General features: G+C 43.0%; 11 protein-coding genes. 3 read left to right on the top strand and 8 right to left on the bottom strand.

Going from position 1 to position 12,481, the window contains the following annotated elements:
* Positions 1-194: 194 nt before the first annotated feature.
* From sucD to AAFN85_RS30170, 4 genes are all read right to left on the bottom strand, one after another.
* A complete protein-coding gene (gene sucD / locus AAFN85_RS30155) occupies positions 195-1,073 on the bottom strand; it encodes a succinate--CoA ligase subunit alpha (RefSeq protein WP_347531691.1) in 879 nt (292 codons plus the stop codon).
* Positions 1,074-1,342: 269 nt separating this feature from the next.
* On the bottom strand, positions 1,343-2,569 hold the full coding sequence (gene dctA, locus AAFN85_RS30160) for a C4-dicarboxylate transporter DctA (protein WP_347531692.1): 1,227 nt from the start codon (positions 2,567-2,569) through the stop codon (positions 1,343-1,345).
* A 140-nt stretch (positions 2,570-2,709) separates the two neighbouring features.
* Positions 2,710-3,492 carry a hypothetical protein gene (locus AAFN85_RS30165; protein WP_347531693.1) on the bottom strand — a complete coding sequence of 261 codons (783 nt, stop codon included), beginning with the start codon at positions 3,490-3,492 and terminating at the stop codon, positions 2,710-2,712.
* A gap of 436 nt (positions 3,493-3,928) precedes the next feature.
* Positions 3,929-4,729, bottom strand: coding sequence for a hypothetical protein (locus AAFN85_RS30170; protein WP_347531694.1), 801 nt, complete (start codon positions 4,727-4,729; stop codon positions 3,929-3,931).
* A 262-nt stretch (positions 4,730-4,991) separates the two neighbouring features.
* Here AAFN85_RS30170 and leuS point away from each other — a divergent pair, with 262 nt between their 5' ends.
* Positions 4,992-7,796 carry a leucine--tRNA ligase gene (leuS, locus tag AAFN85_RS30175; protein ID WP_347531695.1) on the top strand — a complete coding sequence of 935 codons (2,805 nt, stop codon included), beginning with the start codon at positions 4,992-4,994 and terminating at the stop codon, positions 7,794-7,796.
* A gap of 243 nt (positions 7,797-8,039) precedes the next feature.
* Here the strand turns inward: leuS and AAFN85_RS30180 are convergent, their stop codons facing one another.
* The 4 genes from AAFN85_RS30180 to AAFN85_RS30195 form a co-directional block, all read right to left on the bottom strand.
* Entirely contained in the window at positions 8,040-8,387 is a 348-nt protein-coding gene (locus AAFN85_RS30180; RefSeq protein WP_347531696.1) for a VOC family protein, read from the bottom strand.
* 14 nt (positions 8,388-8,401) lie between these two features.
* Complete coding sequence (locus tag AAFN85_RS30185) at positions 8,402-8,833, bottom strand: luciferase family protein (protein ID WP_347531697.1); 432 nt, start codon at positions 8,831-8,833, stop codon at positions 8,402-8,404.
* Between the two features lies 1 nt (position 8,834).
* Positions 8,835-9,743 carry a hypothetical protein gene (locus AAFN85_RS30190; protein WP_347531698.1) on the bottom strand — a complete coding sequence of 303 codons (909 nt, stop codon included), beginning with the start codon at positions 9,741-9,743 and terminating at the stop codon, positions 8,835-8,837.
* Between the two features lie 93 nt (positions 9,744-9,836).
* Positions 9,837-10,217: a DUF1801 domain-containing protein gene (locus AAFN85_RS30195; RefSeq protein ID WP_347531699.1), complete on the bottom strand. Its 381-nt coding sequence runs from the start codon at positions 10,215-10,217 to the stop codon at positions 9,837-9,839.
* Between the two features lie 122 nt (positions 10,218-10,339).
* On the opposite strand from AAFN85_RS30195, the gene pruA reads away from it, so the two are divergent.
* Entirely contained in the window at positions 10,340-11,977 is a 1,638-nt protein-coding gene (gene pruA / locus AAFN85_RS30200; RefSeq protein ID WP_347531700.1) for an L-glutamate gamma-semialdehyde dehydrogenase, read from the top strand.
* Between the two features lie 243 nt (positions 11,978-12,220).
* Entirely contained in the window at positions 12,221-12,385 is a 165-nt protein-coding gene (locus tag AAFN85_RS30205) for a hypothetical protein (RefSeq protein WP_347531701.1), read from the top strand.
* Positions 12,386-12,481 lie beyond the last annotated feature (96 nt).

Below are 12,481 nucleotides of genomic sequence, written 5' to 3' on the forward strand. Positions count from 1 at the left end.
TTTACTCAGATAATTCCGCTTTAAGGTTAGATCATTATTGATGTTCCGCATAATTGAATTAACGTTTTTTATTGCTTGTTAATTCTGTTACCGAATTATCTAACCTTTACAGCAATGACATGGGGTGACGACGCATAAAAAAATCCCGATCAGATAACCTGACCGGGATTTTCAATATTATAAAGCTTTCAGCCTTAAGATAACTTAGCCAATTCTTCAGCCATAGCAGCACCAATTTCAGCTGGTGATTCTACCACGCGGATACCGCACTCGGCCATAATTTTCATTTTAGCAGCAGCAGTATCATCAGCACCGCCAACAATAGCACCTGCGTGGCCCATACGGCGACCCGGAGGCGCTGTTTGACCTGCAATAAAGCCTACAACCGGTTTAGTACCGTTTTCTTTGATCCAACGGGCAGCATCAGCTTCCATGTTTCCACCAATTTCACCGATCATGATAATACCATGAGTTTCCGGATCGTTCATTAACAATTCAACGGCTTCCTTAGTTGGTGTACCAATGATTGGGTCGCCACCGATGCCGATAGCTGTAGTGATACCCAAACCGGCTTTAACCACCTGGTCAACCGCTTCGTAAGTTAACGTACCTGATTTTGAAACCACACCTACATTACCTTTTTTGAAGATAAAACCTGGCATGATACCAATTTTACTTTCATCGGCAGTAATAACACCCGGGCAGTTAGGACCGATCAGGCGTGCATCCTTATCCGATAAATATTCTTTAACCGCTATCATATCCTTTGTAGGGATACCTTCGGTAATACAAACAATAACCTTAATGCCGGCTTCGGCAGCTTCCATAATGGCATCAGCGCCAAAAGCAGGAGGTACAAATATGATAGATACATCGGCACCGGTTGCAACTACGGCATCTTTAACCGTGTTAAAAACCGGCCTGTCTAAATGGCTCTGACCACCTTTACCTGGTGTAACACCACCAACTAACAGGGTACCGTAAGCAATCATTTGCTCAGCATGGTATGAACCTTCTTTACCGGTGAAACCTTGTACAATAACTTTTGAATCTTTATTTACGAGTACACTCATTGGTTTTTTCGTTTTAGTACGGCAAAGCTAAAGTTTTTGCCCGAATGTCAAACCCTATTACAATCTAAATTTATATGTTAACACAAAAGTGACTTTTGGGGAAAAGGGGAATTGTCTGAACCATGATTTATAGGATTAAAAGATTACCGTGATTTTGTCTGAACTCGAATTTGGGGGAATTATTAGAATTTTTTGAATTTGCTTAGCATTCTGCCCATTCCTCAATTCCATAAATTCGAGTTCAGACAAAATCCCCCCAAAATCCCAGTTCAGACCTCACGCCTAAACTCCCCCTCACTTTTAGCAATTACAATAGTAGCTACGCCATTACCAATCACATTGGTAATAGCCCTTGCTTCCGACATAAACCTATCTACTCCAATCAATATCGCCAAACCTTCAACCGGGATAACCTTGATAGCTGTAAGCGTACTGGTAAGCACAATAAAACCGCTCCCGGTAACACCAGCCGCACCCTTGGAGGTTACCATTAAAATACCAATAATAGTCAGCTCCTGCCCCAACGAGAGTGGGATATTAAACACCTGCGCCAAAAATATCACACACATGGATAGGTAAATAGTAGTGCCATCTAAATTGAACGAATACCCTGTAGGGATCACTAAACCCACTACCGATTTAGAGCAGCCAAACTTTTCCAGCTTCTCCATCATAGCCGGCAGAGCCGATTCGGACGAGGATGTGCCCAGCACGATCAGGATCTCCTGGCGGATATATTTAAGGTATTCCCACAAACTGAATTTAAACAGCCTGCAAATAATATTAAGTACCACAAAAATAAAAAGCGCCATAGTGAGGTACACCGAACCCATCAGCAAGGCCAACGGTTTAAGCGTTTGGATACCATATTTACTTACGGTAAAAGCCATCCCAGCAAAAGCACCTATCGGCGCAACCTTCATTACTATCTTCATGATATTGAAAAATACCTTTGATAGCTTATCAAATAACTGGATCACCGATTGTCCGGTCTCGCCCATTTTACTCAGTCCGAAACCGAATAACACCGCGAAAAACAGGATTTGTAAAATATCCCCCTCGGCAAATGCTTTAAACATATTTGAGGGGACTATATGGGCCAAAAAATCGCCCCAATGCATTTCAGAAGCGGCCTTTTCGTAAACAGCCAGTTTGCCGGTATCCATTTTGGCAGCGTGGTTTTCAAAACCGGCACCGGGCTTAATAATATTGGCCACAGTAACACCAATAACAAGCGCGAAGGTGGTCACGATCTCGAAGTATAGCAAAGCTTTGCCGCCTACCCTGCCTACCTTTTTCATATCGCTCATGCCGGCAATGCCAAGCACAATGGTTAAAAATATAATAGGCGCTATCAGCATGGTGATCAGGCTGATGAATGTTTTGCTGATCAACTCGGCAGTGGGCGCGATATTTTTAATGTACAAACCGGCGATCACCCCGAGGGCAATGGCAATAAGTACCTGGATTGTTAAGTTGGATAATAGGCGTTTCATGATTCCCCCCAACCCCCTAAAGGAGGAGTTATTGGCTTTGGGTAGCAATATAGCAAGTTAATATTGATGCACAAAAAACCCCGTACCGGTTTTCCGATACAGGGCACATTGTGATGTATTTTGGTTGAAAGGTTGCGTGTTTATGCCGGTGTTGCTTCGCCGGTTAGCATGTTGATCAGGAACGTTTTGTTCAGGAAAAACAGCTTAGCTTTATGGTTACCCAAAAAGGTAATGGTACCGCTGTAATCCCAGCCACCACCATTGGTTTGGCCTTGCGAGCGGAAAGTTGCTGTACCGCTGGTGATATCAAAGTTATCATCGCCATGTACATAAAGGTTGCTGAATACGTAGGTATTGTGTACCCTGCTAAAGGTTTTGTATTTAGGGTATTCGTTATCGATATAAGCCTTCATCGGGCCATCTAACGAAAAGTTTGAGTTGTTAAGGTTCAGCCCTCTTACTTTATACTTCTGTACAATGTTATAGATGTATGAGTAACCCGGACCGCTACCGGTAGTGTTCAATGAATCTACCGAATCATAACCGATGGTTTTGTTATCGTTACATACAAAGTAGTATTTAACACCGCCTGTTTTGGTTGCTTTAAGGGTATCGCCCTGGTTAAAAACAAGGTTAAGGCTTGTATCTACATAAAAACCACAACGGTAATCACTGCTTTGTACTTTAATTTTTGATGAGGTAGCGTTTGTTGATGGGGTAACGCCATCTTTAATGCTGGCACCACCAAATGCACCCGCTAATGATTGTGCAAGGTTGTTGGCAATAGCCGAACTTGCTACGTTATCACTTGCTTTTTTATCGGTTGATGTAGGGTTTACTGAGCTTGATGTTTTGGTACAGGCTGAATACAAAACAGCCACACCCGCTAATAAGGGTAATACGCTGCGTAAGGTTAGTTTCATAATGGTATGTTAAAGTTTAGATAGTTTTCTGCCCGTATTAGGCAACAAGCATACCATAGCTAAAACGAATATTGCCCACATAGCTGAATATCATAGCAATGAGGGTAATATCATCCCTTTATTAAACCTTCAGTTTATTTTATTAATTCAATTTATACCATACTGGTATATTCATCAAGGTATCTTTTACCCGCATCGGGAAAAATAGTGTGGAAAATATTACCTGTTGAGTGTCGCCATTTTTCAAAATAAAATCATGCCATATTTAAACTACACTCATTTGAAACAACTTTATTACAATTACCACCACTAATACAAGGCGATAAAATTTCACGTTTGTGACATAAAATGCGGTTTGCTTCACAAATGAAACCCAATAAAAAAGCCCCGTGCATTTATTGGCACGGGGCTATAAAATATTTTTAAATGTTGATTATTAGTTTACCTCGCCGGTTAACAGATCGGCAGTATAAACGGTGCCATCAATGGTGATCTTGGCCTTATGTCCACCCAAAAACTGGATGGTACCTTTATAGTTCCACACGTTTTTGCCTATAGTACCTTTGGTGGCAAACGTTGCCGAGCCACTTACAATAAAATCGGGATCTTTTGTAGGATCAACAATGATCGATTTAAAGGTATAATTAAAGGTGCCCTCAATATTGGGATCAGCGATGGTTGGTTTGTTGTACTCAACTTTTGCATAATAGTTCACCGGCCCGTCAAACGAATATTGAGCATTTGCCACACCTGGGTTAAGACTTCTCAAAGTAAGGTTTTCCCCCACTTTAACCCAAGCCTTAGTGTCGCCGGTAACTATCGAAACCACGGCGCTGTCACGGGCGGTAAGGCCTGATGGCACACCGCCTGTACAAAGCAATTCGTAATTAACTTTTACCCAGATATCAAACTTCGAAGTATCACTTAAATCCATGTTAAGGGTAACAGTTGTATCCAGTTTAGCACCGCATTTAGGTGTTGAATTAACCGACTGTATTTTGATTTTACCTTTTTTGTTCATCACAAAATCGGTAGGGATACTCAGTCCGTTCTTAAAATCGAAGCCGCCGTTTTCCGGGTTAAAAATCCCCGCAAGGCTTTGCGCTATCTGGATGCTGGCGTCTTTTTTACTAACGGTGCTTTTGGTGCTGTTGGTCTGCTCAAGTTTGTGGCAGGAAGTGTAAATAGCTGCTATACCTGCAAGCAGCAGTACAATGATCTTGTAGTTGTGTTTCATGTTTAGGATTTTTATTCCGTACAAAGTTAACTTATTATCAGATAATTAAAAAAAGTTTCAAGTTTTTAAGGGTTGATGGGGAAGATAACCCTTGTTTTGAACTTGTACGGATTTGGGAGATGAAAGGTTAGCTTATCAGATCGAGATAGGCTCGGCTATAAAGACATCAAAAAACACGATCCATCCCATAACTAATCCACTAATAACTACTAAACTAATAGGGAAATGATTATTTTCGCAATTTCACAGTGTAAATTATACAATGGACTACCAATTTAAAGAGATAGAGCAAAAATGGCAGCAGTTTTGGGCCCAAAACCAAACCTTTAAAGCCGAAGATAAATCAGCTAAACCCAAGTATTATGTGCTGGATATGTTCCCTTACCCATCAGGAGCCGGTCTGCACGTAGGGCACCCGCTGGGCTATATCGCTTCTGATATTTTTTCACGTTATAAACGCCTAAAAGGTTTTAACGTATTGCACCCTATGGGCTACGATAGCTTCGGTTTACCGGCCGAGCAGTACGCTATACAAACCGGTCAGCACCCAGCTATCACTACCGAAGATAATATTGCCACCTATCGCCGCCAGTTGGATCAGATCGGTTTCTCGTTTGATTGGAACCGCGAGGTGCGCACCAGCTCGCCCGATTATTATAAATGGACGCAGTGGATCTTTATGCAGCTGTTTAACAGCTGGTATAATAAAGATGCCGATAAAGCCGAATCGATAGATAAACTGGTTGCTCACTTTGAGGCAAACGGATCGACAGGTATCAATGCTGTGAGCGACGAGGAAATTTTAAGTTTTACTGCCGATGAATGGAAAGCGTTCAGCAACCAGGAACAGCAAGCCGAACTATTAAAATACCGTATTACCTACCTGCGCGAAAGCACCGTGAACTGGTGCCCGGCCTTGGGTACGGTATTGGCTAACGATGAAGTAAAAGACGGCTTCAGCGAGCGCGGCGGCTTCCCGGTTGAGCAAAAGAAAATGACCCAATGGAGCATGCGCATCACCGCCTATGCCGAAAGGTTATTGCAAGGCCTTGATACGATTGACTGGCCCGAACCTTTGAAAGAAATGCAAAGGAACTGGATAGGTAAAAGTACCGGTGCAAGTGTCAAATTTCCGATAGATAAATCGGGCCATAACGCCGCTTTGGATACCAACTATATTGAGGTATTCACTACAAGGGTTGATACTATATTCGGTGTTACATTTTTAGTTATTGCTCCTGAGCACGAACTGGTAGCTTCATTAACTACTCCTGAACAAAAAGCAGAGATCGAAGCATACATCACCCAAACTAAAAAGAAATCGGAATTGGACAGGATGGCTGATGCCAAAACTGTTTCTGGCGCATTTACCGGTAGCTACGTATTAAACCCGCTGAACGGTCAGCAGATCCCGATCTGGATTGCTGATTATGTTTTAGCAGGATACGGAACAGGCGCGGTAATGGCTGTACCATCCGGCGATCAGCGCGATTACCTTTTCGCGAAACATTTTAATTTGCCAATAGTACCTATCATCGATATTCAAAACATCGAAACAGAGGCCGATCCAACCAAAGAAGGTAAATACATCAACTCCGATTTCATTAACGGATTAACTTATAAAGAAGCTACCGCTGCAGTGGTTGCTGAGTTAGAAAAAATTAACGCAGGTAAGGCTAAAGTTAACTTCAGGATGCGCGATGCCATTTTTGGCCGTCAACGTTATTGGGGCGAGCCGGTGCCGGTTTATTTTAAAGATGGTTTGCCATATTTAATTGACGAAAGCCACCTGCCATTGCTATTGCCTGAGATTGATAAATACCTCCCAACCGAAACCGGTGAACCACCACTTGGTCGTGCCGAAGATTGGAAATATGAAGGCAGTTTAGCTTACGAGCTAAGCACCATGCCGGGTTGGGCTGGTTCAAGCTGGTACTGGTATCGCTATATGGATGCGCAGAATGATAAAGAGTTTGCATCTCGCGAGGCTATTGAATATTGGAAAGATGTGGATTTGTATATCGGCGGCAGCGAACATGCTACCGGTCACCTGTTGTACAGCCGTTTCTGGAACAAATTTTTAAAAGATCTGGATTTGGTTGTTGAAGAAGAGCCTTTCAAAAAATTGATTAACCAGGGCATGATCCAGGGCCGCAGTAATTTTGTTTACAGGCTGATTGACGAAGAAGGCCGCGGAACAAATACACTAGTATCGCACGGTTTGATCAAGCAATACAAAACTTCGCCTTTGCATGTTGATGTGAACATTGTGGAGAACGAAGTATTGAACATCGAGAAATTTAAACAATGGCGTTCTGAATTTGCTGATGCTGAGTTTATCCTTGAAAACGGCAAATACATCTGTGGTGTTGAGGTTGAAAAAATGTCGAAATCGAAGTTCAACGTAGTGAACCCTGACGATATTATCAGCCGGTACGGTGCCGATACCCTGCGCATGTACGAGATGTTTTTAGGTCCGCTGGAACAGAGTAAGCCATGGAATACCAATGGTATTGAGGGTGTGTTCAAGTTCCTCCGCAAATTCTGGAGGTTGTTCCATAACGATGCCTGGGAATTTGGTGTAAGCGACGCAGCACCATCAAAAGCAGAATTGAAATCGTTACACAAGATCATCAAAAAAGTGGAAGAAGATGTGGAACGTTTCTCGTTCAATACTTCAGTTTCCAGCTTCATGATAGCGGTTAACGAATTAACAGACTTGAAATGCAATAATCGCGCGATATTGCAGGATCTGGTAATTCTCCTTTCATCATACGCTCCGCACATTTGCGAAGAGTTATGGTCGTTATTGGGTAATGCCGATGGCAGTTTATCATATGCTCCGTTCCCTAAATTTAACGGTGAATATCTGGTTGAGGATGAGTTTGCTTACCCGATCTCCATCAATGGTAAAATGAAAATGAACCTGAGCATTTCATTAAGTTTAGATGTAAAAGCTACAGAAGAATTTGTTTTGGCGAATGCCGATGTACAGAAATATTTGGATGGTAAAGCACCTAAAAAGATGATCGTGGTGAAAGGCAGGATTGTTAATATGGTGGTGTAGCCCCTCCGTCTCCGCCAACTGGCGGAGGTATCTGAATAGCATTTAAGCCCGGTGTTTTGCGTTGCAAAACACCGGGCTTTTTTATCTCTAAAACCCCAAAATGTCATTTCGAACGAGGAACGAGTGAGAAATCTTGTACGCCCTGCCAAGCCGCCATGCCTATCGGATTTGCAGGGCGTACAAGATTTCTCTTTCGCACCCCGCGCTCATCCCATCTCAGCTCAGTCGAAATGACAAAAGAATTTACTTCCTATATAACTCTAACTTCCTGCCATCCGGATCAACAACCACAGCCAAAAAACCAAAATCAGTTTGCACCGGCTCGGAAATAAATTGCGCTTCGGCCTCTTTCAGCAAGAGGATAGCCTTGTCAAAATCATCCAATTCAAAACCCAATCGTAAATCAATATCAGCTTCTACCTGGCTTTTAGCAAGCGGATAAACTTCAATCACAGTTCCATCAACAGTGGCAGAATAATGATAAGGCGAATTACCATGCTTATGATAATCGAAACTAAAACCTAAAAGCATGTAAAAATCGACCAGTCGTTGCATATCCGGGGTTCTTATTACCAATAGTTTAAGTTTCATTTACTGATACAAGTTTAATTATCAATATTCTTTCCATCCAACCGCTCATACCCCAGCCTCAACAAGTCAAGCGCATAAGTAACATCATCATAGTTGCGGATATAGAAACTTATCCAACCCGTATTTTTAAAAGTATGATGATCTTCTATCCGGCCATCGGCCATTAACTCCGCTTTTACTTTACGGCTTAGCGGCATATCTAACAAACCATTGCCATGAATGTGGCCTATTTCGGCATTAATATAATTAAATTGCAGGCCGCCGTATTTATGGGTGGTAGCTATGGCTTGGGGCCAGGTAATAACCGCCGCTTCTATCTTATCCATCCAATCGAGCAATACAGGTTTGGTTACAAACGAGCCTAATTTAAGCAGGCCATCAAATACAATAGCCAATCCCGGAATAAATTTCAGGAAGCCAAGGTATTTCCTCACAAACAGGAACATGCTATTTATTCTCGCTTAGTTCCTTGATATGCCCCATCACCCTTAAATGCACATTGCGGGTAATGCTTTTAGCCCAGATATCGTAATACCAGGTAGGGAACACGTAAAGCTTATACCAACTGTTACCGATCAGGGTGGTGGTATTATCGCCATTATCATGCAACAGGAACTGCCCGCGCAAGATATCGATATGCCCCATGATCTCTGGGTCGCGGGGTTGGTTGGTGATATCGAAGGTGAGGTTTTTGTTTTCATCGTAGGTTGTTATCTTTTCGTCAAACACATAACCGTTGCTGAAAATACATTTACGTTTAGCACCAAGATAATACCCTTCGGCGGTCGACTCAACAGGGCTTGGCATGCCTATCTGAAATAGCCAGTATTTATCCGGTGCAGTTATCCGTTTATAAGCTACCACATGTTTCCATACTTCGCTAACCGGGGCCTTGATCACCATTTTATCGGCCACCATATTGGTATAATCGTGTTTGGATACCGAATCGACAATAAATATAAGCATTAGCAAACCCACGATACTTATATTCAAGGTATCATTATCCCGATGGAACATTCCCCGTCCGCCAAGCATCCCCAGGAAAATAAAAACAATAAGCAGGGGCGATACAATGACCAGGCAAATTGCACCCTCATGTAAAAAAACAGCACTTAACGCTATAGCGATAAGCGTATTATAAACCGAATAGCTCACCAGCTTACGGGTGCTGATAGCGGGCACATTACGCAGAAAATAAGCTACAATAATACCGATGAATATCGGTACTATAATAAACTCCGAAAATACAAGCAAACCGCTGTAGGGCTTAAATAAAGAGGTTACCGCAACAAGCGCTACTGCGAAAATATTGGCAACGGCAAAACCTTTTATTTTTTGTTGTAAGGGATCGTTCATGATAAGCGTTTAGTTGTGGGCGGATTTCATATCCAACCGGGGCTAATTTAGCTATAAAACCAGTTATTGCAAATCCGAGCAACCAATGTTATTTTACTTCCGCTTGGGTACTTTGATTAAGCCCGAGCGGTACAAATCAAGCGCCTCATTCAAAATAAAACGGATGGTATCAACCGGCAAATCAGCTTCTGGATCAATGATCATGATCTTGATCCGGGAACGATCTTCATACGTCAATTCAGGATGGTGCAGGTGCTTGCCCTCAACCATGCCTAAAAACGGAAGCTGCGTTTTTTTATGGATCCACAGGTAGCAAAACATTTTGCCTTTATAGCAAAAGAAAGGCATATTATATTTCCATTCAGCGGTGATATCGGGATCCTGTGCCAGGATAATATCGCGCATGGCTAACAGGCAGCCGCGGTTGGGTTCATTTTTGGTGAGGTAGAATTGATCTATTGGGGTGAGGTGCATCGTTGGCTTAGTGTTTTAAAGATAGTGTTATTGGTTGTTAATCTTCGTCATTATTTTGACATTTAGCCGTTCCCCCATCACCCGCAAAATCCCTATCTTTGCGGCAACATAAATTACCCACTATGCTAAAAGGATTTTTTAATGTTCCGGCTCCGGTTAATGAGCCCGTATTGAATTACGGTCCGCGGAGTTTGGAGCGTGTTGCGTTGAAGGCAGCTTTGGAGGCCGGTCGCGCGCAACAGATTGATATACCTATGTACATTGGCGGCAAGGAAGTGCGCACCAACACTAAATTGGAGATCCGTCCGCCGCATGATCATAAACATTTGCTGGCCACCTTTAGCGAGGGCGACGCGAGCCATGTTACTGCCGCTATTGATGCTGCCCTTGCAGCTAAAGCCGACTGGGAAAACCTGGCCTGGGAACAACGTGCCGCCATTTTCCTGAAAGCTGCAGATTTAGTTGCCGGCCCATACCGCGCCGAAATTAACGCGGCAACCATGCTTGGTCAATCAAAAAATGCCTACCAGGCCGAGATTGATTCGGCTTGCGAGCTGATCGATTTTCTGCGTTTCAACGTAGAGTACATGACCGAGATCTACAAACAACAGCCGCCGGTATCTGGCAAAGGTGTTTGGAACCGTGTGGAGCAACGCCCGCTGGAAGGTTTCGTATTCGCTTTAACTCCGTTCAACTTTACGGCTATCGCAGGTAACCTGCCTGCATCAGCAGCTATGATGGGTAACGTTGTGGTTTGGAAACCTGCTTACCCGCAAATCTACGCCGCTAACGTGATCATGAAGATTTTTAAAGAAGCCGGTGTACCAGATGGTGTTATCAACCTTATTTATGTTGATGGCCCGGTTGCAGGCGAGGTGATCTTCAACCATCCCGATTTTGCAGGCATCCACTTTACAGGCTCAACCAAGGTATTCCAGAACATCTGGCAAACTATTGGTACCAATATCCATAAATACAAAACCTACCCACGCATTGTAGGCGAAACCGGCGGTAAAGACTTTGTGCTTGCCCACCCAAGCGCCAATGCCGATGTAGTGAGCACCGCCCTTGTTCGCGGCGCTTTTGAATACCAGGGACAAAAATGTTCGGCCGCTTCACGCGCTTACATCCCTGCTTCGTTATGGCCTGCGGTTAAGGAAAACATGCAGCGCGATATCACTTCGTTTAAAATTGGTCCGGTAGAGGATTTTGAAAATTTTGTGAACGCCGTAATCACCGAAGTATCATTTGATAAACTGGCCAAATACATTGACGCTGCCAAAGCCGATGAAGGTGTTGAAATTGTTGCCGGTGGTAATTACGATAAATCGCAAGGCTGGTTCATTGAGCCAACCGTATTAAAAGTTGAAGATCCGTATTACGTAACCATGTGCGAAGAGCTTTTCGGCCCGGTACTGACTATCTATGTGTACGAAGATGATAAATTTGATGAGATCCTTGACGTAGTAGATAAAACTTCGATCTACGCGCTTACAGGTTCAATTATCTCTCAGGATAGGTATGCTATTGAGAAAGCTACTACCCGGTTACGCAACGCGGCAGGTAACTTCTACATTAATGATAAACCTACAGGCGCGGTAGTTGGTCAGCAGCCATTTGGCGGCGCGAGGGGTTCGGGCACCAATGATAAAGCCGGATCGATGATCAACCTGTTGCGTTGGGTATCTCCACGCACCATTAAAGAAACTTTTGATCCGCCGAAGGATTACAGATATCCGTTTTTGGCGAAAGAGGTTTAAGCCCCCGGCCTCCTGAAGGGGGAGGAATGGTGGATAGATATTTAAGCGATGAGGATAACTCATCGCTTTTTTTATTTAATGAAGTTACAGGTCATGCCCAAATTATAAAAGATGATGGAGTTGGGTTAGCGGGTTTAAGATTAAGAAGATAGGTTGAGCTATTGAAGTTCCAAAACGAAAGTGGTATATTTGTGTTAGTAGTTAATATTATAACTACTAATATAATAACTTAGTTATTGAACCATGAGTGATAAAGATCTTGAATTACTTGTAGAATTAGCAAAGGAGAAGCTCAGGAAAGGGGTATCTAAAGAAGATGCTATAGAGTCTTTTGTTAAAGCAGGAATTATGGATACTCAAGGTGAATATACTGAGCCTTATCGCCAGTTAGAAGAACTTGCTTCTTAACTAAACCCGTTTATGTACGATTTCCGACCTAACCTTGTCCTTGGTTTTCATGGATGCGATATTTCTGTCTCCAATAAACTTTTAACCGATCCTTCT

This window comes from Mucilaginibacter sp. CAU 1740, assembly GCF_039839285.1.
GTDB lineage: Bacteria > Bacteroidota > Bacteroidia > Sphingobacteriales > Sphingobacteriaceae > Mucilaginibacter.